Genomic DNA, 23,736 nt, shown 5'->3' on the forward strand with positions numbered 1-23,736 from the left:
CTGGGTCGCTACACTGCGGCCCATGAGCAAATTACTCCCCCATATCGCCGCCTGTTTGTTTTCGCTGTCGCCATCCGATGATGGCGCTATGCAGTTATTTCCGGCGGGCACGTTCGACGCCTCGCGCGGGGCTTTGCGCGGCAAAGGACCTTGGAAGATTGACGCCGACATTGCCGGGCGAGTCATTGCTGCCGTGTCCAAGCGTAAAAGCGACATCTGCATCGATTACGAGCATCAATCCATTTTGACCGCGAAAAACGGTCAGCCAGTCATCGCGGCTGGCTGGATTAGTCCGCAGTCATTGGAATGGCGCGAGCCGCCGGCAGCGTATCCGGGCTTGTTTGCCGTTAGCCCCAAATTAACCGCTGTCGCTTCTGCGCATATTGCCCGTGACGAGATTCGCTATGTGTCGCCGGTATTTACTTACGACCCCAAAACCGGGGAAGTGCTGGACATCATTAATGTCGCCTTGACCAACAACCCCGCTATCGATGGCATGCAAGCTGTGACTGTTGCCGCTGCATCCATGCTGGCTGCCGATTTATCAAACACTCCCACGGAGAACCCCATGGAACTAGACGAACTATTGGAGCGCCTGCGCTACCTGTTCAACTTGCCCACGCTTGCAGCGACCAATGACATTATCGCGGAGCTGGACAAAGCCAAATCACTACTGGCCGCGCAGCCAGCCGCTACCAGTCTGCTCGATCTGTTGGATTCCACCAAAGCGGAAGTGGCCGCGCTATCTGCCCAGTTGGCGGATGCCTCAGCCGAGCCAGATCCGACTTTATACGTTCCGATTGCCGTAGTGACCGAGTTACGCGGCAAGTTGGCGGCGTTGTCCAGCGACTCTGTTGAGTTGCAAGTGGCTAAGTTGATCGAACAAGGTGAGTTGGCAGGCAAGATCCTCGGCGATGCCGAAAAGGCCTGGGCAACGTCACTGGGTAAAAAAGATTTGGCGGCGCTATCGGCTTATCTGGACAGCGCGACCGGTATTGCGGCTCTGTCGGGCATGCAAACCGAAAAAACAGATGTGCCTAAAACCGAGGTGGCCGTGCTGAGCGCTGAGCAAAAGCAGGTCTGTAAAAACATGGGCCTAAGCGAAGCCGCTTATCTTGAATCATTACAGGAGATCCAATAATGGCTGCATTAACTACTGATCGCGCTGCAACGATACAGCGGGAAAACGAGCGTTATTCGTTCCCGGCTGCGGCGGCAACTAAATTCTATAAAGGCGGCATTGTGGCGATCAACGCCAGCAATGTACTTGTCAAAGTCACTGCTGCCATAGGTCTAAAAGTGGTGGGAATTGCCGAGGAGGGAATCGACAACTCTGCCGGGGCGGCCGGTGCTGTCCGTGTGCCAGTAAGGCGCGGCTTGTTTCAGTTCGTCAATGGGGAGTCCATCGTCCTCTCCGATATCGGCGCGGCGGCCTATGCCAACGATGACCAAACCATTTTCAAAACCGCGACCGGTCGCAGCCAGGTGGGCATCATTCGTGATGTCGACAGCAACGGCGTCTGGGTGGAAATTTAAGGAGACCTAGATGTTAATCAACCAAGCCAATATCAACGCGCTGTTTTCCGGTTATAACGCCGCCTTTAAAGGTGGTCTGCGCGATCCACAAACTGAGGTCTATTACCCGCAGCTGGCTACGGAAGTGCCTAGCACGACCAGCCAGGAAATTTACCCCTGGCTAGGCCAGTTTCCAAAATTGCGCGAGTGGATCGGCGATCGCCAATTGAAAAACATGTCCGCCAGCGGCTATGTGATCGAAAACAAAGACTTTGAGGGGACGGTGGTCGTGCCGGCCAACGCCATCAAAGACGATCAGTACGGTATTTACGCACCAATGTTTCAGGAAATGGGTTACGCGGCCCGTGTCCACCCGGACGAATTGATTTTTAGTTTGATCGCCGCCGGCAATACGACGGTCTGCTATGACGGCAAAAACTTTTTTGATACCACGCATCCGGTCGGCTCAGGTACTGTCTCCAACTACGGCGGTGGCGCCGGCAATATGTGGTGCTTGCTGGATACGCGCCGGGCCCTAAAGCCGTTTATCTATCAGAAACGCCAGGACTATAACCTGATCAGCATGGATGGCCAGCTGGACGAAGTCATGTTTATGCGTAAGGAAATCCGCTTCGGCGTCGATGCCCGTGTAAATGCCGGCTTTGGCTTTTGGCAGCAAGCGTATGGTTCAAAAGCAACCTTGGACGCCGCAGCATTTAACACCGCCATGGCTGCAATGATGAGCGTGCAATCCGATGAAGGCCGGCCGCTGGGCATCCGTCCCAATCTGTTGGTCTGTGGTCCCAGCAACCGCGCGGCCGCATTGACAGTCGTCAAAGCCGACACGATCCCGTCAACAGCCGGTACCGCCAGTCAAACCAACATCAACAAAGATGCGGTCGACGTATTGGTTGTGCCTTGGTTGCCATAATAAATAGCCCACTGGGCAAGGACGCCCGCCTTTTGAGAGACAAAACATGATTCATATTACATCGAGCATACATGGGGTTGAGGTTGCTGGCGTCAGGCACCCGAATATTACAGTGCATTATCAAGACGACACGTTTACCAGTGCCCAGCTGGAGGCGTTTGAGGCTGCCGGGTTTTTGACAGTGCAGTTTGACTCTGACGAGCCCGTTGCGGAGACAGTGAGCGATCAAGCTGGTTCTGACGAGCCAGATGCTGAGGCTGGTAGCGATCAAGCTGGTTCTGACGAGCCCGTTGCAGAGGCTGATAGCGATCAAGCTGGTTCTGACGAGCCCGTTGCAGAGGCTGATAGCGATCAAGCTGGTTCTGACGAGCCCGTTGCAGAGGCTGGTAGCGATCAAGCTGGTTCTGACGAGCCAGTGCAGAGGCTAAAGGCTCAGGCAAAAAAAAAGCCAAAAACTAGCCCCATAGGTGAATAATATGTTGCCTCTCAATCCAGTGATAAGTAATGGCAAGTGGTCGCTTGGTAGTGCGTCCAGCGATCGTGCCGCTGAAGTATCGCCATCACGCCGCCCGATACTGATTGCAATAGGCCACAGCTTTGTAGCGCAGGATTCGCCGACCATTGATGCATTTTACAGCGCGACATCCGGCAATGTGACAGTCGGTGGCTCTACTAATGCAGGCGTCACTGCGGTTAGTCATCTGTTGTATTTCAACGCGCTGACATTATGTACATTTGATTACTTGCTCTGTGACATTCCGGCGGCTCAAATCACGCCGTTGTCTACCAGCAAATTTACGAACGGCATCTATGGCGCTAGTGGGCAAACGCTGATCAACGTCATTGATACAGCATGCGATGTGTTATTCCGTCGCACGTTAGTGTTAGCGGATGGTGCGCCGGTATTTTGCCTATTTGATCCATGGATAAACGATCTCAATGCCAATGATGTTGCAGGATATTGGCAAGCAATTTGGCGCACCTGGTTGCGCATACAGTCCAAAGCGATTGATGCGGGTATCACGCCGATCCTGCATTCGCCGTCTCCATCTACATATATCAACACGCCTAACAAAAGCGCAAACTGGTACAAAGTGCGTGACCTAGTGCTATCAGAAGGCATAAAAAATACGGACATTATTGCCGTGAATACCTCAGACCTGTACCGCAATACTGCTCAAGCATCTGGGTACCCGTGGCCGTTGGGCTATGCATCAGATGCAGAGGCGGTGGCGCTAACCGGTCACGCAAATGGCAAAGTATACTCACTGTTTAACCGACATGCCGATGCCGCTGGCGGGAATGGATTACATCGCAATGCAAGGGGGCAGGCGCTGTGCGCGATAGCGACTCGAGATGCGGTAAAGGCTAGCGGCAAGCTGATATTCGCACCTCCCACCAACGTGTCGCACTTGTCGCTGATGAATCTAGCTGAAAATTCCACGTTCGAGGCAACGACTGGCACCGCTGTTGCGGGCGGTACTAATGTGGCCGCCGGTGCATCGACTACGCACCGGGGTTGGCAGCGCAATGCGTTCGGGGCTAATAGCCAAATCAATGTCACGGATGTAGTCGATACGCTGGGCAAGATCGAGCCATTAGTGTCGATATACCCGACATCATCTGCCGCAGTGAGCGACCATGCCGGTTTGACATCCACGTTGCAAGCATCAACTCTTTTGGTCCCCGGCGTGTCGGTGTTGAGGTATTTTGAGCATGTCACTGTCCACAAGGCTCTTAATATTTCATCAATGGAAAGGCAAATCCGCGTCACCGGTGGCAGTTTTGCCGGTGTCGGTGCAGGGACTGGTGGCGGGTCCGCCCCGTCAGATCTTCCTCCGGATAATCAGCTGGGTTGGCGAAACGCGCCAGGCTTGCTGGAAGGGCAAGAGTTGGTATGGTCTAGTTTTCCTTTTTACTGTGACCCAACCCCAAATAATACTATCCGTAATATCGGCGGGTCGCTGTTGCAGTCGTCCGCACCATTTACCTCGATTGGAGCCCCTGGCAACTCGGGCTCTGAGCAAACGGTGCACTATGCTGGCTTACAAATCGTTGGCTAGTCATGTACTGCACCCAACAAAACCTAATCGACCGTTTTGGTCAGCCGGAGTTGATCCAGCTGACCAATAAAGCCGATGCCGCAGCAACAACTATCAACACGACTGTACTCAACGCTGCGATCGCCGACGCCGACGCAGAGATCGATGGTTATTTGGCCGCCTATGTGCCGCTGACGATTATTCCCGCCAATCTGGTCCGCATTGCCTGCGATATAGCCCGGTATTATTTATACGATGATCTCGTCACCGAGCAAGTCCGAACACGCTATAAAGACGGTATCGCTTACTTAATGAAAGTGGCTGAAGGTAAGATCAGTATTGGTCCGGATACGGGCGGCAATACCGAAGAGACTAACCAATCCACCATTAACATTCAGTCGGCCAGCTCGGTGTTCGCCCGCGACAGTTATTAAGCTAGAAATGATGCGCGTCTGTTGGACAGACAGCGCGGCCAGGATGGCCACCCTACAACCCGTGAGCCGCTGAGGATGTTTTACTGGGCATAAGCTATCAGCCCGGAGGCAAGGACGCCGCCCCTTTGTCAGCACTTTCCAGCATTAAACCCCTTTAATCCCCCGCCCTAGCTCGTGTCGCTACACTGCGGCCATGAGCATTATTTCTGACGTTGAAGATAACATCCTTTCCGTAGTGGCGACCACGCTGCCGGGCAAGTTGCGCGATAGCGGATCGTTGCCGGGTGCGTGGTCTGTCGATCTGCTAAAGCAGCTGCTGCAAAAAGCCCCGGCGGTATATGTAGCTTTCAATGGCGGCCCGATCAACGATAACAGTCTGTGTACGATCGATGCGCGGTTTGACGTGTATGCGGTCACCAAAGAGCCGCAAGAAATCACCCGTCGCCGTGGTACGCCGGCCATCATCGGCGCGTACGACATCATTCACGCGCTGGTCCCCAAGCTGCATCTGCATCGCGTGCCCGGCATCGGCACGCTGCAAGGCAAAGACATTGCCAATCTATTCAGCAACGTGTTGACCCAACTGGGCGGCACAGTCTACGCCGCCACGTTCACACTGCCGAAAATGCCGCTGCTCGGTGAATTTAGCGATGCAACATTGGGCGACTTCATTACCTTCCATGCCGAAAGCGATATTAACGGCGACGGCACGTTCGACTTTACCAATCAATTTAACCTGCCGCAGGGGTAGCTATGTTTGTAAAACCCACTCTCAACCCGGAAACCGGCGAAACCTTCAAAATCCGCCGCCCGGAACGCAATTTCACCCACTTGCCGGACGACGGCGACGAGGTGCCGGACAACCGCTACTGGCGCGGGCATTTAAAAGACGGCTCGATTGAGCTGGCGGAACCCGCCAAGCCGGCGGCTAAGAAAGCGGATAAAGGAGCCGACTAATGGCAATAGCATTTAACGAAGTACCCGGCGCCAATTTGCGCGTACCGGGCGTCTATATCGAATTTGATGGCCGTCTGGCGGGCCGCGCTGTATTCGACGCCAAAGCGGTGATCGTCGGTCAGAGACTGACTGCCGGAACTGTGGCGGCGGGTGTATTAACGCCTATATCCGGCAACGTCGCGGCGGTGGAGCAACAGTTTGGCCGTGGTTCAATGATTGCCGAAATGATCAAGGCGGCGAAAAAGGCTGCGCCCTGGCTGGAGATGTGGGCCGTAGCGCTGGACGACAACGCCGCCGGCGTCAAGTGCATCAAGAAAATCAGCATCACCGGCCCGGCCACCGAAGCGGGTACGTTGAATGTGTACATCGGTGGCTATCGGGTACAAATCGCCATCGCTAGCGGCGACACGGCTACGGCGATTGCCACGGCCTTGATTGCCGCGATCAATGCCCGCACCGATCAGCCCATGGTGGCATCGGTCAATGGCGTGAACGCCTACGAGGTGGATTTAACCTGCCGCTGGAAAGGCGAGACCGGTAGCGCGATTGATGTGAGGGTCAATTTTTACGACGGCGACAAAAAGCCGGCCGGCCTGGCGTTTACGATTACCCAAACCACTGCCGGCAGCGGTAACCCGGTCATCACGCCGGCGCTGGACGCATTGGGCGAGGAATGGTTTAACTGGCTGTCAGTGCCCTACACCGACGCCGCCAACATGACATTACTGGAAACAGAGCTGGGTTCTCGGTTTGGACCGATGCGCGCGATTGGTGGTCGGGCGTTTACAGCCTATGCCGGCAGTCACGCGGCCAGCAGCTCATTCGGCAACGGTCGCAATAATCCCCACGTCACTTGCCAGGGCGCGGGCCTTAGCCCAACTGCTCCGTGGATCTGGTCATCCGTGTATATGGCGGTGGCCGGCATGGGGCTGTCTATCGATCCCAGCCGGCAGTTGCGCGGCAAGGTGTTACCCGGCGTATTGCCGCCGGCCAAGGCCGACCGGTGGGATGATACCCAGCGTAATACGCTGTTGTTCGACGGCATCGCGACTACGACGGTTAGCTCCGCCGGCGAAGTGCTGCTGGAATCCGAAATTAGCATGTACCAGCTCAACAGCGGCGGCGTTGGCGACGATGCATGGTTATACATCAATACCCCGGAAACCCTGGAGCGCATCCGCCTGGAGCAACGCCACTTTTTTACCCAGCGTTATCCCAACTGGAAACTGGCCGGCGATAACTACGACGTGCCGCCCGGTCAACCGATCATGCAACCCAAAAAAGCGATTATGGAAATGCTGGGTTTGTATAAGGGCTTTATGGATAAGGGCTGGGTGCAGGATTACGAGTCGTACAAAGACACCATCCTGGCCGAGGTCAACGCCGACAACAAAGACCGGCTGGATATTTACGACAGCCCGGTATTAATCCGCAACATGCGCATCGTGGCGATGCATACGGAGTCTAGATAATGGCAGCAAGTAACGAAGTAGTAGGCCGCGCCAAAATCAGCCTGGGCGCCTTAGGCGAAATCGCGACGGAAAAGGGGGCGACCTTGGACCCTGGCGGCATCAAGCGCAATCCTAAACCGGCTGACAATGGCCGGGTGTATTTCAATTCAGAAACCGCCGTGCCGGAGATGAATTGCAAAGTGATGGCGACGCCGGCCATATCCGGCCCGGCGCTGAATATCGAGGGCGCTACGGTGCTATTTGAGACCGATATCGGGCAAAAATACATGATGGTCAACGCGTTTACTCTGGACCCGGCGCCATTGGATGCCGGCGCCGGCACCTACGATTTAAAGATGTCCGCCGAATCGGTTGAGGAGATCTGATGGCCACGGTGCAATTCGAGCTGGTGGACGGCCTGGCAATGGGCGAAGGCGATAAGCGCGTGGTGCATACCGCTGTAATCTTACGCACCTTGACTGCCGGCGATTTGGAGGATGCAGCGCTGGAAGCTGAGCGGGTAATTCGCGACGCGGACGGCGGGGCGACCATCGCCACCTCGCCGGTACTGATGTCCAACGGTATTTTGCGCCGGCAGATTCAGAAAATCGGCGGCATGATGGGGCCATTGCCCGCGCCGCTGTTGCGCACCTTGTCGGCGGTTGACCTGGAGCTATTGCAAGCCCAGGCGGAAACACTAGACGCCGCAGCGCGGAAAGCCGTGGAGGCGGCGATGTTGCGGGGGCGATCTGAAGAGCCGGCAGCAGGCATTTAACCCGCTGTTGGCTCGCTTGAGTCGGCAAACACACTGGACGCGTAGCGAGGTATTGCAACTGACCGAGTTGCAAATCGTGCAAGCGTTTTTGGCATTTGAAAACTAGCACACGGTTAACGGCATGAAAGAAATCAAAACCGGTTTACGCATCGACATGCACGGCAATATTCTTGCCCAGTCGCAGCGTTATGCCGATGCCATTAACAAATTCAGCCAGAAAGGCCGGCGCGACATGAAAGCGCTGGGTGATAGCGCCAATCGCGTAGGGGGTAATTTCGACCGGATGGGCAGCCGCATGGCCGGCCTGGCTACGGGTGCGGTAGCAGTCGGCTTGGTAAAACAGGTTGGCGAAATGGAACGGCGCATGACCCGGCTGGGGATTGCCGCTGACCAATCCGACGCGACTATCAAAGCCCTCAAAGACGACATCTATGCCGCCGCCACAGCGCCGGATATTCGTATCGATCCCTCGCAAATCATCACCGCGATTGAGCAAGTGCTGGAGATGACCGGTGATTTCGAGTTTTCCAAAGCGCAGATCCGCAATATCGGTATTGCCCTGCAAGCGACCGGTGCTGATGCGTCGGCGGTGGGCGGCATGTTTGCGGAATTTGAAAAAGCCGGGATTAAATCGCCGGCGGCTGTCGCGGAAGCCATAGGTACGCTGGCGAAGCAAGGTAAAGAAGGCGCGTTTACATTGGCAGAGTTTGCCCGGATGGGGCCGCGTTTATATTCCGCCTATGCCGCCGTGGGCCGCTCCGGACAAATCGCATCGCGGGAAATTGGCGCGGTGGCTCAGGTGGTTCGCGGCGCGACCGGCTCTAGCGAGCAGGCAACCACGTCAATCGAAGCCCTGTTGCGGGTGTTTTCAGACACCAAAAAAATCGAAAAACTAAACAAGGCCGGCATTAAGGTATTCGATGTGGCCGAGTTGAAAAAAGGCCATCAGGTGCTGCGGCCGCTAAATCAGCTGATGGCCGATATTGTTAAAAAAACCAAAGGGCGGGCAACGATTATTCAAGATCTGCTGGGCGATTCGGAATCCACCCGGGCATTCGGTAATTTAATCAAGGAATACAATCTAACGGGCGATACCAAAAGCCTGGAGCATTTCATCCAATTGACCGACGACGGCACGACGGCGCTGAAAGACTCGCAGCGCGCAGCAAACGATAGCGCGGCCGCTATGACCGAGCTGTATTCAGTATTGCAAAAGTTTGCTGATGACTCGCTGACTGCGCCGATTCATTTCATTGCAGATGAGCTCAAGTCGTTGATGAATGATTACCGAGAATTTAAAACCCTAGCAGGACAAACAATTGATGCCGTCATGGCGCCGCGCAGTAACCGCGGAACTTCGGTTAAGCCGGGGCCTTTGGTAGCGGATGTTGCTGTAGATATGGCGGGCGGCGACACTAAGCCGGCAGCGCCATTGCCGCGCGGCCGTGGCGGTTATTCGGTCAATTCGGCCCCCGCAGTGCAATATCCGTCCAGGGGTTCTAAGCCTGCCGCCCCCATCGGTATCCAAAATCTGGGCCGCGATCCGCAAGCCGCCACGCCTGCCGGCAAGCCAGCCGACGGCAAATTGGTCGTGGAAATCCAAGGCGCACCCGTCAAGGTCAAGTCGCTACAAGCCAACAGCGGCCAGATTGACGTCAAAAACACTCGCGCTGGAGCGCATTTCCAATGACCTGGCGCGATAACATGCAACCGGCATCGCTCAACGGCATCCCGTTTTTCGTGGATTCCGCCGGCGGCAAATTCGGCCGTCGCTATGTGCTGCACGAATATCCCGGCCGGGATAAGCCCTTTCCGGAAGACATGGGCCGCAAGGCGAGGATGATCAACGTGCAAGCGTTTGTGATCGGCAACGATTACATGGACCTGCGCGATGATCTGATTGAGGAAGCGGAGAAACCCGGCGCCAAGCGCCTGGTACATCCGTGGCTGGGTCGGCTGGATGTAACGCTGTTGGATTGCGATCTGGAGGAATCCACCCGCGAAGGCGGCATGGCCGTCATCACGTTTTCATTCGTCGAGGCCGGCGCCGATGTATTGCCGGCGGCGGTGGCCAGCGCGCCGGTCGCTACGATCAAACAAGCCCAAGTCGCGGAGTTGTCTGTGATGGACAGCTTTAGCAGTCTGGTCAATTTTGCCCCGTCGTCTTATTTGCAAGGGCATATGCAAAGCCTGGTCGGTGTGCTGGATAACGGCCTGGCCGGCATGATAGGCGGCTTGCCCATGCCGGGCGGGCTGTTGGATTCTGCCTTGTCATCCGGCGAAGCGATGTTGTTAAACCGCAATCCTTTGTCGGCGGTGATGGGGCAATTGTCGTCGCCGGCCGGTTTGGTCTCGGCTATGGTGAGTGTGGCCAGCGGTTCGACCGGCTTACTGTCGCGAGCCATCAGAGTGGGTTATTCGCGATTGTTGCGCGCCGGCGCGCTGAACGATCTGGGCACAACAAGCAATTTCTACGGCGGCTCGCCGGTACCGGCGCCAAGCCGTGCCGTTGCCGCGCAATCTTCCGCCACGCCGGTACCGGCCTATTCGGCCCGGCCGATGACGGCCTTGCGCCTGGTCAAATCGCTGGAGCCGACTGTCGCCTGGCCGGCCGTGCCCGCCGGTACCGCCGGCAAGCAACAGGCAGCGATCAATCAAGCCGCCACGCTGGCCGCGATTAATCAAATTAGCGTCATCGAGCAAGCCAGGCTGAGCGCGGCGCTGGCCTATCCGACCAAAAACGACGCCTACGCGGTGCGCGATTACATCGCCAACCGCCTGGCGGCGCAAGCCAAGTCCGCCGATTATCCTGTATATAGTGAGCTGCAAAAATTGCGGGCGGCAGTGCATAAAGATTTAACGGCGCGCGGCAATGCCAACGCCGGTTTGACCACCGTCAGTTACAACGCCACGCTGTCGGCGCTGACGATCAGCTACCAGCATTTCGGTACAGCCACCCGCGAGACCGAGATATTGGCGCGGAACCCCAATATTGCGCATCCGGCCATGATTGCCGGCGGTAGCGTATTGGAGGTGCTCAGTGCTTAATCTGGAACTGGTCGTCGAAGGCCAAGCCTGGTCCGGCTGGGAAAGCATTCGCGTGGTGCGCAGTATCAAGCAAGCCGCTAACACGTTTGATTTGGAGCTGACCGACCGCTGGGAAGGCCAGGATAGCATTCGGCCGATTCGCGATGACTCGCCGTGCCAGCTGTTGATCGATGGCGAATTGGTGATCAGTGGATTTGTGTTCGAGGTGATGCCGTCGTACGACGCCGAAAGCCATGATTTAATCGTCTCCGGATTAAGTGCTGCCGCCGATCTGGTCGATTGCAGCACCAAAGGCCAACAATTCAGCGGCCGCACGCTATTGCAAATCGCTGCTGATCTGGCGCAACCGTTCGGTATTGCCGTGAGCGCCGAAACCGATATCGGCGGGCCGTTTGCCAAGGTGGCGCTGGAAGCCGGTCAATCGATTTTCGATTTTTTAAACGAGCTGAGCCGAATCAGGGGCGTACGCCTGGTCAGCAAAGCCGATGGTTCCATTGCGTTTATCCGCACCGGTACTACCGTAGCGCCGACTGCGCTGATTTACGGCGACAATATCAAGGCCGCTTCCGGCCGGTTCAGCAGCTCCGAGCGCTTTTCCGATTATCGGGTGCTGGGACAAACCGCCGGTACCGACCTATTCCATGGCGACCGCGCGGCACATGCCGAGGCGCTGATTAAAGATTTAAATTTGCGGTACCGGCCGATCTGCATCGTTGCCGACGGTCCGGCACATACCGCCGATTGTAAAACCCGCAGCGCGGCCGAGATGAATCGCCGGGCCGGCGAAGGCCGCAGCATCGGCTACACCGTGCAAGGCTGGCGGCATGCCGAAGGCCTATGGGAGCCGAATGTATTGGTCGATGTACAAGACCCCAAACTCAATATTAATGACCGGTTGTTGATCAGCCAGGTCACGTTCAGCATCGACGAAAAAGGCGGCAGCATCACTACGCTGGAAGTCGCACCGCCGTCGGCTTTCGATTTATCGCCGCAGCCGGAACCGGCTCCGGAAAGCAATAATGGAGGCTGGTGATGGACGGCGCTATGCGTAGGCTGCAATTGATGATCACGCGCGGCGTGGTATCGCTGGTGGATAGTGCAAGTCTGTTGCAGCTGTTGCAAATCAAAACCATCGGCGCGGTGGCGTTGGACAGCGTGGAGCATTTTGAGCCCTATGGCTGGACGTCACACGCTCACCCAGGCGCGGAAGCCATCACCCTCAGCGCCGGCGGCCGGGCCGGTCATGAAGTGGCGATCTGCGTGGCCGATAGGCAGTATCGGCTGGTGGGTTTGGCGGCGGGTGAAGTGGCGATCTATGACGATTTGGGGCAGACCATCACGCTGAAGCGCGATCATATCCACGTCAAATCGCCCAAAGTAGTCGTGGAATCTGATGATATTCATTTGGGTGGTGAAGGCGGCGCCAAGGTGGCGCGCGTTGGCGATAAAGTTAACGTTGGCTCCGGATCCAGCGCCGGCCTGTGGCCGATTGTGGAAGGGTCGGATAAGGTCAAGGCGCTATGAATAAGTTTGAAATAGATCAAATTGTTTGGATAGTTGTTAATCCATTGCATATGGAAACTGTCGAAAATGATCCGGTTATAAAAGGCAAGCTGGAAGGCATTCGGCGTTTTGCATTTACAAATCGAGAAGGAACGAAGGAGACGATCAAGTATCTGGTCGATACGTTATGGTTTGAGCGCGAGGTTGACGAGCAGGATCTGTTTGGCTCCAAAGCCGATGCCGTGCAAGCAGCAAAGGCGTTAATCAATAATATCCGCGCAAATCGCCTCAAAACTGATCAAAAGTTGGATGAAGCCTATGCGGCTATAGGTACTGATCGTGAGTAATGATTTTTACGCCACCCAAGACAGTATCGGCCGGTTTTATCTGGATATGACCGGCGGCAATCCTGCGATCGACAACACACTGCGCGCGGCGGTGATTGCCAGTCTGTTTACCGACCGGCGTCTGACTGATGCCGATCCGCGTCCGGTCCACGTCGATGCTGAGGCCGCCGAATATCAAGGCGGCTACTGGGGCGACGATTACCCCTCAGATGGGTCCGCGCCCGGGAGCCAAGCCAGGCCGCATGGTTCGCTGCTTTGGGTGCTCGCCCGGGCGAAGGAGACAGAGGAAACCCGCCGCCTCGCTATCCTCTATATAGAGCAAGCTTTGCAATGGCTGATCGCTACCGGCCGCGCCATTGCGATAACAGTCGATGCCTGGTGGTTGGCGCCGGCCGCGTTGGGCTGTTCTATCGACATTACCCAGCCGGATGGCAGCGTCTGGCAAACTCAATTTGATTCGGTGACCGGATGAGCAATTTTACCCGCCCTACATTGCCCGAGATTTTGACGCGCGTTTCGGTGGACATGGACATCGTCGGCGGCGTCGATCCCACCCAGTACAACGCGATTATCGAAGGTCTGAAGCAAGCGTTATCCGGCGTGTCCCATGGGTTGCATGGGCATTTGGATTATTTAGCTACCCAATATCATCCCTATACTGCGGCTGGGCTGTCGTTAAAACAGTATGCCGCTGTTTACGACATTACTAATATTGCCGCGACGGCCGCCGGCGGACAGGTGACATTCGGCGGCAGCAACGGGGCTGTTATAGCGGCTGGCACGTTGTTGCAAAGCCGGTATGGCGTTGAATACGCTACGCTGGCCGAGGTGACTATTGTCGGCGGCTCAGCGTTGGCAGCTGTGCAAGCAGTTATCACAGGCGCGGCGGGTAATTTGGCGGCGAGTGAAGTGCTATCGCTGATTAGCCCGATTGCTGGGGTTAACGCCTCGCCGACATTGACGGGAGACGGTCTGACTGGCGGCGCCGACATTGAGGAGGAAGGCGATTTGCAGGCCAGGTACTTTCGCCGCGTACGCAACCCGGTGCAAGGCGGCAGTAAATCGGATTATGAAACCTGGGCCTTGGAATTTCCTGGCGTGACTCGCGCCTGGCCGGTGCCGTTGGGCATGGGCGACGGCACGGTGGTGGTGTATTTTATGATGGACGATACCTACAGCAACGGTATCCCGCTGACCGCCGATGCAACGGCATTGTTTAACTATATCGATCCATTGCGCCCCGCTGGCATGTCCGGTTTATATGTGGTGCCGCCGATTGCGACGCCGTTGAACCCGACTATCGCATTGCGCCCCAATAACGCGGCAGTGCGGGCGGCGGTCGAAGCGCAGCTGGCGGCGCTCATATTAGATGAGGCGGCACCCGAAGACGGTACCGGTACCGGCGTGCTGAAGTTGAGCCATATTCGCGAGGCCATATCCGTCGCGGTGGGCGAGACGGATCATAGCCTTACTAGCCCAACTGCTAACGTAACCCCAGCGACAGGCCACATCGTCACGCTGGGCACTGTCACGTTTACGACGCTATGACCGCATTAGCTGCCGATTATCTGGAGTCTATCCTGGCGCATTTGCCGCACGGCAAGCTGTGGGACGACTTACGCCTCCCTGGTAGCGGTGTCTATGAGATTTTGGCGGCGGTGGCCGAAGAGTATGCCCGTTTAGATGCCCGGGCGGATCAATTACGCAATGAGCTGGACCCGCGTTATACCAACGAGCTATTGGCCGATTGGGAGGCCTATGCGGATCTGCCCGATCCGTGCGCGGCCGGCATCAATACCACGTTACAAGAACGGCGTTTAGCATTGGTATCCAAGCTCACGTTCACAGGCGGGCAATCCCGCGCGTTTTATTTGGCACTGGCGACGGCCATGGGCTATAGCATCACGATTACTGAGTATCAGCCGTTTGTGTGCGGTATTAGCCAGTGCGGCATTGATCAGCTGTGGAGCTATGGCCACGCTATCCGCCACCATTGGAGCGTGACGGTTTTAGGCCCGCGCGTGACCTATTTCCGCTGCGGCGAATCCGAGTGCGGCATCGACCCCATCACCAAGTGGGTGGAGGCAACCGACCTGGAATGCCGGTTTAAGCGCCTGAACGAAGCGCATCGCAATTTGCATTTTATTTACACTCCGTGAGGACATTTTATGATTTATAACCAACCAGTGGGCGCGACGGGTGGCGCCCCGTACGTGACGGGAGTACCCGGCGTGACTCCCGGTTCCATTCCGCCTGGCCCCGCTATTGAACAGCCTCAGCGTGAGATTATTAATGTGATAACTGCGGCCGGATTGACACCGAGCGGCGGTGATATGACGCAATTGCTGCAAGCGATAAGAAAACTTAAACAACCACGATTATTCAAACTGACTAGTAGCGGAGATTTTCCAACCCCAGCCGACATTACCACCGACTCTGTTCTTAAAATCACTTTGGTTGGCGGCGGCGGTGGCGGTGGCGGTTCAAACGCTGCCTATACGCTGGCTATGTCTGGTGGGGCGGGAGCGGCTATTGAGTTTTTAATCTCTGGATTGGCGCCTAGCACCAATTACGCGGTGGTGATTGGCGCTGCTGGCGCGGGTGGCGGCCCCGGCAGCGATGGAGGCTCGGGGCTTGCCACTCAGATAACAATCAATGCCGTCACGTATTCAGCCGGAGGAGGGCTCGGCGGGCTAGGAACAACAAGCGCCACTATCAATGGCGGGCAAATTCAAGGCGTTGCAAATGCTGCTGCACTTGCGTTGCCGAATAAAAGCATTTGCCAAGTTACTCCGGGACTAGGCTTTGCCGTGTCATCGGTATCAATTGGCGTTGCGCCTAATGGCGGCGCTACTCTGTTCGGGATTGCCGGTATCGGTGGTCAATCCGGATCGGGTTCGGGCGGAGCCGCTAGTGGCTATGGCGCAGGCGGTGGGGCGGGGATTGGCGCAGGCAGTAGCGGCGGCAATGGTTCGCCAGGATTATTTATGGCTGAGTGGGTGGCGTAATGAGGCTTGCTGAAATTAATAATGGGTTGGTAGTTAACGTCGTGGTATCGGACGACGTTATTGAAGGATTTGTCGAGTCTAATACGGCAAATATTGGCGATCAGTTTGTGGGTGGACTGTTTATGCAGCAATCGCCCGGGTTATCTCAGGCGCGTTTAGAGAAAACAAGAGAGTTACGATTTTCAGCTCAGTCCACTATTACTGGTGGTAAGCAATGTGACGCTCTTGGCGCTATGCATACCTACCCAACCACTAAAGATGATCAGGCGTTTTTGACAGCTCGTTATTCAAAGGCCGTGGCTCTCGGAGTCGCAGGCGGACCCTATAAATTTATGTGCGCCGATAGTAATGGCGTTTGGGCGCGTCGAGATCATTCTGCCGATCAAATCATTCAGGTTGCATTGGCGGTTGAGTCGTTTATCACTGAGACGCTAAATCGATTTGACCAACGAGTTTCGGAGCTAAATTCAGCGGCGACGTTGGAAGCTATTTTGGCTGTCGTCTTTTAACATGCGCAATTAAGTTGTTATATTAGCAAGCGCCGCTGTTGTCTAAATATCGCGCAAAACGCCTTCCAAATATCGCGCGCGGCTTCATCTGCAGAAACAAAAATGAGCCGATTCCTATGACTGCGTATGACTATGATCTATTCGTGATAGGTGCCGGCTCCGGCGGCGTGCGCGCCGCCAATGCCGCAGCCAATCAGGGCGCACGGGTTGCAATAGCGGAAGTTCGCCATTTTGGCGGCACCTGCGTCAACTTAGGCTGCGTACCGAAAAAACTGTTGGTCTACGCCGCGCAATTTAAAGACGACTTTGCCGCTGCGGTCGGGTTCGGCTGGACGCTGGACAACGCCTCCTTCGATTGGCCCAGCCTAATCGCCAACAAAAATCGGGAAATCGAACGCTTGCAAGCGGTCTATCAACAGCACTTGCAACAAAACCGCGTGACCATCTTTACCGGCAAAGCGCAATTGCTCGATGCCCACACTGTCGCGGTCGCCGGCAGCCAATGCACGGCAAAACGCATTCTGCTGGCCACCGGCGGCTGGCCGTTTGTGCCTGATATAGCCGGTAAGCAGTACATCGTTACCTCTAACGAACTATTCTCACTAGATAAATTGCCGGAGCGCATCGTCATTGTCGGTGGCGGCTACATCGCGGTGGAATTTGCCAGCATTCTTAACGGCCTGGGTGTCGATACGACTATTTGTCAACGCAGCGAAAAACTGCTGGAAGGCTTTGACGAGGATATTCGTGACTTTCTGGCCGTCGCGATGCGCAAGCAAGGCATTAAGATTCTATTTAATTGCGATGTCCAAGCCATTGCGCCGGAAGGTAATGCCTTTAGCGTCAGCTTGCTGGACGGCAATACCATGACGACCGACTTGGTGATGTACGCCACCGGCAGAACACCCAACTCGCAAGGTTTTGGACTAGAGCAGCTTGGCGTGGCCCTGGACGACAAAGGCGCGATCATCGTCGATAGCCACTATCAAACCAATCTGCCGTCCATCTATGCGCTAGGCGATGTCACCGACCGAGTGAACCTGACGCCGGTAGCGATAGCCGAAGGCGAGGCATTGGTAAGTAATTTATTTACCAAGCAACCGCGACCGGTAAATTACGACAACATCCCCACCGCCGTATTTTGCCAACCCAATATCGCCAGCGTCGGTTTAACCGAAGCGCAGGCGCGGCAAAAATTTCCGGATATCGATATTTATAAAACCGAATTCAAACCCATCAAAAACACGCTATCGGGTAAGGACGAAAACACCTTGATGAAAATGATCGTGGAGCGCGAGACGGACCGAGTGATCGGTCTGCATATGATAGGCGCTGATGCACCGGAAATTATTCAGGGCATGGCTGTGGCGATGCGTGCCGGAGCGACCAAAGCCATCTTTGATTCGACTCTCGGCATCCATCCGACAGCTGCCGAAGAGTTTGTTACCATGACTCACAAAGCCCCCTAAGTAATACAGTTAGTGAAGACCAGATGCGATACAGCGCGGTCCGTTATTCGACAGGCTATAATGTAAAGCCTTTAGATTAACTAGTTGAATGAACTGGAGGGTAAGTGAAGCAAACAGAACAGACCCTGCTGGAACAATTGCAAATTACCGAATTTGATATTGCCAATCGCAAAACCTTGCTGTCTCTGACCGATGCAGACTTTAAACTTTTAAGCAGCTTTAGTGATGTCATTACACCGCGCATCGATTCTCTGGTTGCCCGCTTCTACGAAATGCAAACCAGCGTTCCGGAAATCGCGCTGTTGATCGGCGATGCCGACACCCTGCACCGTCTGGAAAATGCCCAACGTCGCTATGTGCTCGATCTATTCAGCGGTGTTTACGATCTCGACTATGTCAATAATCGCCTGCGCATCGGTTTAGTGCATAAGCGGATCGGAGTAGAACCTAAGCTGTATCTTTCGGCAATCAACACACTAAAAAGCTTATTAATCGAAATAATTTTTGAGGCATTAACCGACGACACCGAGCGCCAGACTATGGCGGCGGCCCTGGATAAATTGTTTTTGTTTGACATCACGCTGGTGTTTGAAACATATATCCGCAGCCTGGTTTCCGAAATCGAAATTTCTAAGCAAAAGTCCGAACGTTACGCCTGCGCGCTGGAGGAGAAAGTTCGGGAGCGTACACAACAACTAGAGCAGATGACGCGCATCGATTCGCTGACGGGCTTGCTGAGTGTGCGCTACTTAACGGAAACGCTGACGCAAACCCTGCGTGCGGCTCAGCGTCGTTCCGAACCAGTATCGATTGCCTACATAGACATTAACGACTTCAAAGCGATTAACGACACTCTAGGTCACGGCCGCGGCGATGAAATCCTGCGTATCGTTGCCGCGGCTATAAAAAAAGTATCGCGGATGGAAGATCGCTGCTTTCGTTACGGGGGAGATGAGTTTTGTTTGATTCTGCCAAACTGCCAAGAAACCCATGCCCAAGACATTTATATCACGCGACTCAACACCGTTATTAAACAAGAGTTGGAGGATGTGAGTTTGAGTGTGGGTATTGTTCAGACCGGTCCGCACGAGTTTGCGGAACCCAATTTATTGGTTAATCAGGCTGATTCTAGAATGTACGAAGCCAAGAAAAAATTCAAAGCCGCAGAAGGCACTCAACTTACCTAAGCGGGTTTTGTAAGCAGGCATTACGCGAGTTTAAAACAGCTCTTTACCTGGTAGGGGTCGAAAAACCTTAGCTCGTCGCTCCCGCGAATGCGGGAACCCAGGACAACAATCAAAATCATGGACCCTCACCCGCCAGTATGCGGGTTTTTCGAAGGAACGCCGGGAACTTATCTGCCCCGAACCACAGAGACACTAATGTGCGCGTAACCCGTGGTCTATCGACTTATTTAACCTCGCCTTCCCGTTTAGTTTCCATTTTCAGGTTTTGGTATTCGTGTTGTTCCAACTTGCCGTCATTACCGGCATCCACTTTGTCGAAGGTTTGCAATAAGTAAGGAAAATTCTGTAATTCGCTTTTAATTCACATCGGCTTGGGCAAACGTGGGCAGATTTCCCTTCCCGTCCGGCGATTTTTTAGCCGGATTGACTTGTGAATTTTCCGCGTTCGCCGGCTGCATGATCGCGCCCAGGCCGATAGCCAGCACGCCGGCTATCCGGATAACGTTAGAAAATTGACTGATATTGTCAGACGTATTGCTTGTCGTTTTATTGGTTTTCATGATGATTCACTCTGGTTAATGGATAGTGATCTGTAGGGTGGATAAGCCGTGCGCATCCACCAAGATTGCCGGATGCGCACGGCTTATCCAGCCTACGATTGATTTAGGCTGTTTTGACTGAATAATTACGATTCCATTTGATTCATGGATAGAATTGTTTCGGAATACCAATTAGGCTGCGCAAAGCACAACGCCGGCTTGCCGACCTAGGTAATTTATTCTTCGATACAGCTTGAGTCTACGCTCTACACAGTGACTAAGTCGGTTCGCTGGCACACATACTCATGCTGCGGTTTTTTTGCGATAGCAATAGGCCTCAGAGAAACCCGGCTATCCCGTTAACACCGCTAAAACGCAATAAGCCCTCACAGCGACTAGTGTTAGCGCTGTGTGTGCTAACGAACAGAACAATTTCCATTTTATTTATAAAGTTTTATCGAGCGCCGACATTGGCCGCTCTGAGCTTTGATGACTATTACAAATTATCAGGGAGCCGTTATGAATAAAGAACATCAGGAATACCTAACTCAAACAGCTGGATCTGACATCAATGCCACCGACTATGTGGTAGGGTTGGGTGATATGGAACTGGAAAGATGCTCACGCAAGAGGCCGGGCAAACTGGAAAGCAAACTCGGTAATTTCCGAGAAAAAATTAAAAAAGGCCACAAGCCGCAATACTTTTAATGGATTTAGACAAACTGGGTAAGCTCGCCCACTCGGTCAGTGTTACCCGTTTTCTGATCTATTAAACCTGAGATACCGTCTCAGGAAAAATTAGAAAATCTTTAACAGTAGGATTTTGACCTAGAAGATCAAGGCCATTAAGTCAACAACACAGATGGAGACTGCTTATGACCAAACTAAATAGCCCTAGCCAGAACTTACTATTGGGTGCATTGCCGGCGGAGACTTACGAACGCCTGCAGCCTGATCTGGAACTTATTCAAATGTCTTGCGGCGAAGTCATATACGAGCCGGGCAGCGAATTGCGTTACGCCTATTTCCCAACGACGAGCGTGGTGTCCAACGTTTACATTGTTGAAGACGGCACTTCAAGCGAACTTGCCATCGTCGGCAACGAAGGCTTTATCGGCCTCGGCCTGTTTACGGACGGGCGCACCATGCCGCATCAAGCCTTGGTCAGCAGGACCGGCTACGGATATAGGCTACGGCGACAATTGTTTATAAAAGAATTCGAATCCGGGAACGGGAGCAGCACGGACAGATCGTTATTCCAGATGCTGCTGCGTTACATACAGGCATTGATGACTCAAATAGCCCAAACCGCGGCTTGCAATCGCCACCATTCCATTTACCAACAACTGTGCCGCTGGTTGCTTCTGAATCTTGACCGATATTCCTCGAACGAGATGCTGGTAACCCATGATCACATCGCCAATATGCTTGGCGTGCGCCGGGAAAGCATCACCGATGCCGCCGGCAAACTACAACAAAAAGGCCTGATCAGTTACAGCAGAGGCCATCTCAACGTGTTGAATCGCGCTGGTTTGGAAGCACAAGTTTGCGAATGCTACCAAGTGATAAAAACCGAATTTGACAGGCTGATACCTATTTCTGCGGAGGCCCCCGACAATCTTAGCGAATCGGTACTCAGCGTTTCGGACAAATCGTCCAAAAGTACTTTGGATACTCTCAATCTGAATAAGTCCATTAGCTAGATATTTTCACGCATTCCGATCAACGATGTGCGGCAGCGTACCGACTTTCATGGAGCCTTGTTATTAAATATTAAGCGGCGCAATCAACTGATCGACTCTTTGTCAATCCCCCGAAACCACTTATCTGGGAGTTTCATTATGTCTCACATACCATTAATCAATAGCTTGCTACAAAATGAATTATCCGCCGTAGCCGCGTATCAACAGGCACTGAATAAGTTTCGGAAACAGACTGCGCTGGGAGAAATGGACGTTTTAATGTCTTCTTTTGAGGAACATAAGGCAGCCATTTTCAGTTTGCAGGGCAAAATTCAACAATTGGGCGGTGTAGCCGTTCAAGATTCCGGAGCATGGGGGGCTTGGGCAAAAATATTCATGGCCGGCGCGATATTGTTAGGTAAACAAGCTGCGCTAAAGGCCTTGCGCGAGGGCGAATTAACCGGCTTCGAGGAATATGAAAAAGTATTGCAGGATCATGAACTGCCATCGGACATTCGCGCTTTGATCGAAACAAAACTTCTGCCTGCTCAGCAAAGACATATGCGCACCTTGGACAGCCTGTTGGTTGCAGTAATGGCCTAGATAAACCGTTTCAGATGCATGAATGCCTAGTCTTCGATTATGTATCCATGCACCTGAAAAATCCGCAGACAAACATCAACTACTTGCGCGTCCAAACTAATCCCGCGTTGGCTGATAATTTCCGTTAGCGCCGCTTCAATGCCCAATGCTGGGCGATAAGGCCGATGCGAGGCCATCGCTTCGACTATATCCGCGACCGCCAGTATCTTGGATTCCAGTAGCAAATCGTCGCCATGCAGTCCAAGCGGATAGCCGGAGCCATCGATCCGTTCGTGGTGTTGACGGATAATTTCGGCAATGGGCCAAGGAAAGCTCACATCTTTCAGAATATTGAAACCGATAACCGGATGCTCTTTAATCAAGCCAAATTCCATGGCGGTCAAGCGCCGGGGCTTAGCCAGGATTTCCGCCGGCACGCCGATTTTACCCAGATCGTGTATCGTCGCCGCCAGATGCAGGCCGTGTATCCTCTCGGCGTCCAGGCCAAATTCGGTGGCGATTTTTGTGCAAATATTGGCGACGCGCCGTTGATGACCGCCGGTGTAGGAATCGCGCTCTTCGCCGGTATCGGCAATCACCTGTATGGTTTTCTCCAGGCTTTCCCGTAGCTGCTCTTGATAATCAAATTTGGCAATCGCAGTGCGTAGTGCGGCGATACCGAAGCCGACATCGCCCGAGATTTCCTGCAATAACTGCCGTTCGGCAGGCGACCATTCATCAACCTTGTCGCCATACAGATTCAAACAGGCAACCGCCTGGCTGGATAGTCTGAACGGTAGACAAATCGTCGAGTGATAACCGCGCTGCAAAGCCTGTTCGCGCCAGGGCGTATAGCTGGGATCGGTAGCGATGTTTTCGACGAACTGCACTTTTTCCGAGCGAATCGCCCGACCGGTTGGGCCGTTACCGTGGGCCGTGCTGTCCGACCAGCTAATATTAGCGAGGGTCAAATAGCCGTCATCGTGGCCGTGACAAACTATGGCATCCACGCGTTTGTCCGGTCCGCCATCGGCAAACCCCACCCAGGCCATCCGATAGCCGCCGGTTTCCACCGCAATCCGGCAATATTCGTTTAGCAGGTCGGTTTCGGTGGTGGCTCTGATTAAGGCTACGTTGCTTTCGCTAAGCATTTTCAGGGCTCGCGACGTCGCCCGTAACTCAATCTCGGCCAGATGGCGTTTGGTATTGTCGCGAATATTGCACTGGATCACGTCAATCCCATCGCATTCGTAAATATTGCTGACAAACTCGACCGGAATACTGCGGCCATCTTTCGTCTGCAATGGCAGGTTGTCGTAGCGAATATGACCTTTGGTCTGCAATTCGCTAAACTCGGCCCGGTTCAGTGCGCTATCCCTGAACACGCCAATGTCCCACAGCTTTTTCCCCAGAAACTCCTCGTGCGAGTAGCCGAGCAATTGCATCAGGAAAGGATTCACTTCTTCGATAGTGCCGGTTTCCGCGTTCAGCAGCAAGATGCCGTCCTGCGCGGTTTCGAACAGCCGGCGAAAGCGCGCTTCCGAAAATCGTAAGGCTTTATCGGCTGCCAGCAGTGTCGCGGCATAGTCTTCAGCTGTTTGCATCGGTGACGCCAAGGTTGTTTGCAGGATTGATCCGGTTATGGATTATGGGGTAATCGTGTCAGCTACATATTTTTGCGCACTTCGAAAAACCGTCATCCCCGTACAGGCGGGGATGACGGAAAAAGGGCTTTAGCGCTGCCGACCCCTTCTATC

The 23,736-nt window shown here is 54.2% G+C and carries 28 protein-coding genes; 26 read left to right on the plus strand and 2 right to left on the minus strand.

The window, feature by feature from the left end; all coding sequences use genetic code 11:
• The first annotated feature begins 22 nt into the window (after positions 1-22).
• From METH11B_RS0108615 to METH11B_RS0108730, 23 genes are all read left to right on the plus strand, one after another.
• On the plus strand, positions 23-1,141 hold the full coding sequence (locus METH11B_RS0108615) for a phage protease (RefSeq protein ID WP_026601679.1): 1,119 nt from the start codon (positions 23-25) through the stop codon (positions 1,139-1,141).
• Positions 1,141-1,536 (plus strand): hypothetical protein, encoded by a 396-nt coding sequence (locus METH11B_RS0108620; RefSeq protein WP_026601680.1) that lies wholly within the window; start codon positions 1,141-1,143, stop codon positions 1,534-1,536. Before METH11B_RS0108615 ends, METH11B_RS0108620 begins: the two co-directional genes overlap by 1 nt.
• 10 nt (positions 1,537-1,546) lie before the next feature.
• Positions 1,547-2,446, plus strand: a complete 900-nt coding sequence (locus METH11B_RS0108625) for a Mu-like prophage major head subunit gpT family protein (RefSeq protein WP_026601681.1) — start codon at positions 1,547-1,549, stop codon at positions 2,444-2,446.
• A 46-nt stretch (positions 2,447-2,492) separates the two neighbouring features.
• Entirely contained in the window at positions 2,493-2,921 is a 429-nt protein-coding gene (locus tag METH11B_RS0108630; protein WP_026601682.1) for a hypothetical protein, read from the plus strand.
• Between the two features lies 1 nt (position 2,922).
• Positions 2,923-4,509, plus strand: coding sequence for a hypothetical protein (locus tag METH11B_RS0108635; protein WP_026601683.1), 1,587 nt, complete (start codon positions 2,923-2,925; stop codon positions 4,507-4,509).
• A gap of 2 nt (positions 4,510-4,511) precedes the next feature.
• Positions 4,512-4,922 carry a gp436 family protein gene (locus tag METH11B_RS0108640; protein ID WP_026601684.1) on the plus strand — a complete coding sequence of 137 codons (411 nt, stop codon included), beginning with the start codon at positions 4,512-4,514 and terminating at the stop codon, positions 4,920-4,922.
• A 193-nt stretch (positions 4,923-5,115) separates the two neighbouring features.
• Positions 5,116-5,673 (plus strand): phage protein Gp37, encoded by a 558-nt coding sequence (locus METH11B_RS0108645; protein WP_026601685.1) that lies wholly within the window; start codon positions 5,116-5,118, stop codon positions 5,671-5,673.
• A gap of 2 nt (positions 5,674-5,675) precedes the next feature.
• Positions 5,676-5,879 carry a DUF2635 domain-containing protein gene (locus tag METH11B_RS0108650; RefSeq protein ID WP_026601686.1) on the plus strand — a complete coding sequence of 68 codons (204 nt, stop codon included), beginning with the start codon at positions 5,676-5,678 and terminating at the stop codon, positions 5,877-5,879.
• On the plus strand, positions 5,879-7,351 hold the full coding sequence (locus tag METH11B_RS0108655; protein ID WP_026601687.1) for a phage tail sheath subtilisin-like domain-containing protein: 1,473 nt from the start codon (positions 5,879-5,881) through the stop codon (positions 7,349-7,351). The genes METH11B_RS0108650 and METH11B_RS0108655 overlap by 1 nt, the downstream gene beginning before the upstream one ends.
• Positions 7,351-7,716, plus strand: a complete 366-nt coding sequence (locus METH11B_RS0108660; RefSeq protein WP_026601688.1) for a phage tail tube protein — start codon at positions 7,351-7,353, stop codon at positions 7,714-7,716. Before METH11B_RS0108655 ends, METH11B_RS0108660 begins: the two co-directional genes overlap by 1 nt.
• Positions 7,716-8,105, plus strand: coding sequence for a hypothetical protein (locus METH11B_RS0108665; protein ID WP_026601689.1), 390 nt, complete (start codon positions 7,716-7,718; stop codon positions 8,103-8,105). Before METH11B_RS0108660 ends, METH11B_RS0108665 begins: the two co-directional genes overlap by 1 nt.
• A gap of 121 nt (positions 8,106-8,226) precedes the next feature.
• On the plus strand, positions 8,227-9,795 hold the full coding sequence (locus tag METH11B_RS26495; RefSeq protein WP_026601690.1) for a phage tail tape measure protein: 1,569 nt from the start codon (positions 8,227-8,229) through the stop codon (positions 9,793-9,795).
• A complete protein-coding gene (locus METH11B_RS0108680) occupies positions 9,792-11,153 on the plus strand; it encodes a DNA circularization protein (RefSeq protein WP_026601691.1) in 1,362 nt (453 codons plus the stop codon). The genes METH11B_RS26495 and METH11B_RS0108680 overlap by 4 nt, the downstream gene beginning before the upstream one ends.
• The gene (locus tag METH11B_RS0108685) at positions 11,146-12,186 is read left to right on the plus strand and encodes a phage baseplate assembly protein (protein ID WP_026601692.1); all 1,041 of its coding nucleotides are present in this window, start codon (positions 11,146-11,148) and stop codon (positions 12,184-12,186) included. Before METH11B_RS0108680 ends, METH11B_RS0108685 begins: the two co-directional genes overlap by 8 nt.
• Positions 12,186-12,677, plus strand: coding sequence for a phage baseplate assembly protein domain-containing protein (locus METH11B_RS27755; protein ID WP_026601693.1), 492 nt, complete (start codon positions 12,186-12,188; stop codon positions 12,675-12,677). The genes METH11B_RS0108685 and METH11B_RS27755 overlap by 1 nt, the downstream gene beginning before the upstream one ends.
• A complete protein-coding gene (locus METH11B_RS0108695; RefSeq protein ID WP_026601694.1) occupies positions 12,674-13,003 on the plus strand; it encodes a hypothetical protein in 330 nt (109 codons plus the stop codon). Before METH11B_RS27755 ends, METH11B_RS0108695 begins: the two co-directional genes overlap by 4 nt.
• Positions 12,996-13,475 (plus strand): phage GP46 family protein, encoded by a 480-nt coding sequence (locus METH11B_RS27760; protein WP_026601695.1) that lies wholly within the window; start codon positions 12,996-12,998, stop codon positions 13,473-13,475. Before METH11B_RS0108695 ends, METH11B_RS27760 begins: the two co-directional genes overlap by 8 nt.
• Positions 13,472-14,551, plus strand: coding sequence for a baseplate J/gp47 family protein (locus METH11B_RS0108705; RefSeq protein WP_026601696.1), 1,080 nt, complete (start codon positions 13,472-13,474; stop codon positions 14,549-14,551). Before METH11B_RS27760 ends, METH11B_RS0108705 begins: the two co-directional genes overlap by 4 nt.
• Positions 14,548-15,162: a YmfQ family protein gene (locus tag METH11B_RS0108710; RefSeq protein ID WP_026601697.1), complete on the plus strand. Its 615-nt coding sequence runs from the start codon at positions 14,548-14,550 to the stop codon at positions 15,160-15,162. Before METH11B_RS0108705 ends, METH11B_RS0108710 begins: the two co-directional genes overlap by 4 nt.
• A gap of 9 nt (positions 15,163-15,171) precedes the next feature.
• The gene (locus tag METH11B_RS0108715; RefSeq protein WP_026601698.1) at positions 15,172-16,011 is read left to right on the plus strand and encodes a glycine-rich domain-containing protein; all 840 of its coding nucleotides are present in this window, start codon (positions 15,172-15,174) and stop codon (positions 16,009-16,011) included.
• The gene (locus METH11B_RS0108720) at positions 16,011-16,520 is read left to right on the plus strand and encodes a hypothetical protein (RefSeq protein ID WP_026601699.1); all 510 of its coding nucleotides are present in this window, start codon (positions 16,011-16,013) and stop codon (positions 16,518-16,520) included. The genes METH11B_RS0108715 and METH11B_RS0108720 overlap by 1 nt, the downstream gene beginning before the upstream one ends.
• Before the next feature lie 116 nt (positions 16,521-16,636).
• Positions 16,637-17,989: a glutathione-disulfide reductase gene (gorA, locus tag METH11B_RS0108725; protein WP_026601700.1), complete on the plus strand. Its 1,353-nt coding sequence runs from the start codon at positions 16,637-16,639 to the stop codon at positions 17,987-17,989.
• Positions 17,990-18,093: 104 nt separating this feature from the next.
• Positions 18,094-19,176, plus strand: a complete 1,083-nt coding sequence (locus METH11B_RS0108730; protein WP_026601701.1) for a protoglobin domain-containing protein — start codon at positions 18,094-18,096, stop codon at positions 19,174-19,176.
• 356 nt (positions 19,177-19,532) lie between these two features.
• Here METH11B_RS0108730 and METH11B_RS29735 read toward each other — a convergent pair whose 3' ends face one another.
• Complete coding sequence (locus tag METH11B_RS29735) at positions 19,533-19,736, minus strand: hypothetical protein (protein ID WP_026601702.1); 204 nt, start codon at positions 19,734-19,736, stop codon at positions 19,533-19,535.
• Between the two features lie 498 nt (positions 19,737-20,234).
• On the opposite strand from METH11B_RS29735, the gene METH11B_RS0108745 reads away from it, so the two are divergent.
• The 3 genes from METH11B_RS0108745 (at position 20,235) to METH11B_RS0108755 (ending at position 22,000) form a co-directional block, all read left to right on the plus strand.
• Positions 20,235-20,423: a hypothetical protein gene (locus METH11B_RS0108745; RefSeq protein WP_155931104.1), complete on the plus strand. Its 189-nt coding sequence runs from the start codon at positions 20,235-20,237 to the stop codon at positions 20,421-20,423.
• A 167-nt stretch (positions 20,424-20,590) separates the two neighbouring features.
• On the plus strand, positions 20,591-21,418 hold the full coding sequence (locus METH11B_RS0108750) for a Crp/Fnr family transcriptional regulator (protein ID WP_026601704.1): 828 nt from the start codon (positions 20,591-20,593) through the stop codon (positions 21,416-21,418).
• Positions 21,419-21,556: 138 nt separating this feature from the next.
• Entirely contained in the window at positions 21,557-22,000 is a 444-nt protein-coding gene (locus METH11B_RS0108755; RefSeq protein ID WP_026601705.1) for a DUF2383 domain-containing protein, read from the plus strand.
• Between the two features lie 26 nt (positions 22,001-22,026).
• Here METH11B_RS0108755 and METH11B_RS0108760 read toward each other — a convergent pair whose 3' ends face one another.
• Positions 22,027-23,583 (minus strand): HD domain-containing phosphohydrolase, encoded by a 1,557-nt coding sequence (locus tag METH11B_RS0108760; protein ID WP_026601706.1) that lies wholly within the window; start codon positions 23,581-23,583, stop codon positions 22,027-22,029.
• Between the last annotated feature and the right edge of the window lie 153 nt (positions 23,584-23,736).

Origin of the sequence: Methylomonas sp. 11b (assembly GCF_000515215.1) — a bacterium.
In the GTDB taxonomy this organism is placed as follows: domain Bacteria; phylum Pseudomonadota; class Gammaproteobacteria; order Methylococcales; family Methylomonadaceae; genus Methylomonas.

Excerpts from the sequence above, each read along its gene's own strand:
- METH11B_RS29735 (WP_026601702.1), bottom strand. The coding sequence starts at position 19,736 with ATGAAAACCAATAAAACGACAAGCAATACGTCTGACAATATCAGTCAA.
- METH11B_RS0108660 (WP_026601688.1), top strand. The coding sequence starts at position 7,351 with ATGGCAGCAAGTAACGAAGTAGTAGGCCGCGCCAAAATCAGCCTGGGC.
- METH11B_RS0108755 (WP_026601705.1), top strand. The coding sequence starts at position 21,557 with ATGTCTCACATACCATTAATCAATAGCTTGCTACAAAATGAATTATCC.
- METH11B_RS0108625 (WP_026601681.1), top strand. The coding sequence starts at position 1,547 with ATGTTAATCAACCAAGCCAATATCAACGCGCTGTTTTCCGGTTATAAC.
- METH11B_RS0108720 (WP_026601699.1), top strand. The coding sequence starts at position 16,011 with ATGAGGCTTGCTGAAATTAATAATGGGTTGGTAGTTAACGTCGTGGTA.
- METH11B_RS0108615 (WP_026601679.1), top strand. The coding sequence starts at position 23 with ATGAGCAAATTACTCCCCCATATCGCCGCCTGTTTGTTTTCGCTGTCG.
- METH11B_RS0108665 (WP_026601689.1), top strand. The coding sequence starts at position 7,716 with ATGGCCACGGTGCAATTCGAGCTGGTGGACGGCCTGGCAATGGGCGAA.
- METH11B_RS0108630 (WP_026601682.1), top strand. The coding sequence starts at position 2,493 with ATGATTCATATTACATCGAGCATACATGGGGTTGAGGTTGCTGGCGTC.
- METH11B_RS0108645 (WP_026601685.1), top strand. The coding sequence starts at position 5,116 with ATGAGCATTATTTCTGACGTTGAAGATAACATCCTTTCCGTAGTGGCG.
- METH11B_RS0108620 (WP_026601680.1), top strand. The coding sequence starts at position 1,141 with ATGGCTGCATTAACTACTGATCGCGCTGCAACGATACAGCGGGAAAAC.
- METH11B_RS27755 (WP_026601693.1), top strand. The coding sequence starts at position 12,186 with ATGGACGGCGCTATGCGTAGGCTGCAATTGATGATCACGCGCGGCGTG.
- METH11B_RS0108655 (WP_026601687.1), top strand. The coding sequence starts at position 5,879 with ATGGCAATAGCATTTAACGAAGTACCCGGCGCCAATTTGCGCGTACCG.
- METH11B_RS0108715 (WP_026601698.1), top strand. The coding sequence starts at position 15,172 with ATGATTTATAACCAACCAGTGGGCGCGACGGGTGGCGCCCCGTACGTG.
- METH11B_RS0108750 (WP_026601704.1), top strand. The coding sequence starts at position 20,591 with ATGACCAAACTAAATAGCCCTAGCCAGAACTTACTATTGGGTGCATTG.
- METH11B_RS0108745 (WP_155931104.1), top strand. The coding sequence starts at position 20,235 with ATGAATAAAGAACATCAGGAATACCTAACTCAAACAGCTGGATCTGAC.
- METH11B_RS26495 (WP_026601690.1), top strand. The coding sequence starts at position 8,227 with ATGAAAGAAATCAAAACCGGTTTACGCATCGACATGCACGGCAATATT.
- METH11B_RS0108705 (WP_026601696.1), top strand. The coding sequence starts at position 13,472 with ATGAGCAATTTTACCCGCCCTACATTGCCCGAGATTTTGACGCGCGTT.
- gorA (WP_026601700.1), top strand. The coding sequence starts at position 16,637 with ATGACTGCGTATGACTATGATCTATTCGTGATAGGTGCCGGCTCCGGC.
- METH11B_RS0108760 (WP_026601706.1), bottom strand. The coding sequence starts at position 23,583 with ATGCAAACAGCTGAAGACTATGCCGCGACACTGCTGGCAGCCGATAAA.
- METH11B_RS0108680 (WP_026601691.1), top strand. The coding sequence starts at position 9,792 with ATGACCTGGCGCGATAACATGCAACCGGCATCGCTCAACGGCATCCCG.
- METH11B_RS0108640 (WP_026601684.1), top strand. The coding sequence starts at position 4,512 with ATGTACTGCACCCAACAAAACCTAATCGACCGTTTTGGTCAGCCGGAG.
- METH11B_RS0108710 (WP_026601697.1), top strand. The coding sequence starts at position 14,548 with ATGACCGCATTAGCTGCCGATTATCTGGAGTCTATCCTGGCGCATTTG.
- METH11B_RS0108695 (WP_026601694.1), top strand. The coding sequence starts at position 12,674 with ATGAATAAGTTTGAAATAGATCAAATTGTTTGGATAGTTGTTAATCCA.
- METH11B_RS0108650 (WP_026601686.1), top strand. The coding sequence starts at position 5,676 with ATGTTTGTAAAACCCACTCTCAACCCGGAAACCGGCGAAACCTTCAAA.
- METH11B_RS0108635 (WP_026601683.1), top strand. The coding sequence starts at position 2,923 with ATGTTGCCTCTCAATCCAGTGATAAGTAATGGCAAGTGGTCGCTTGGT.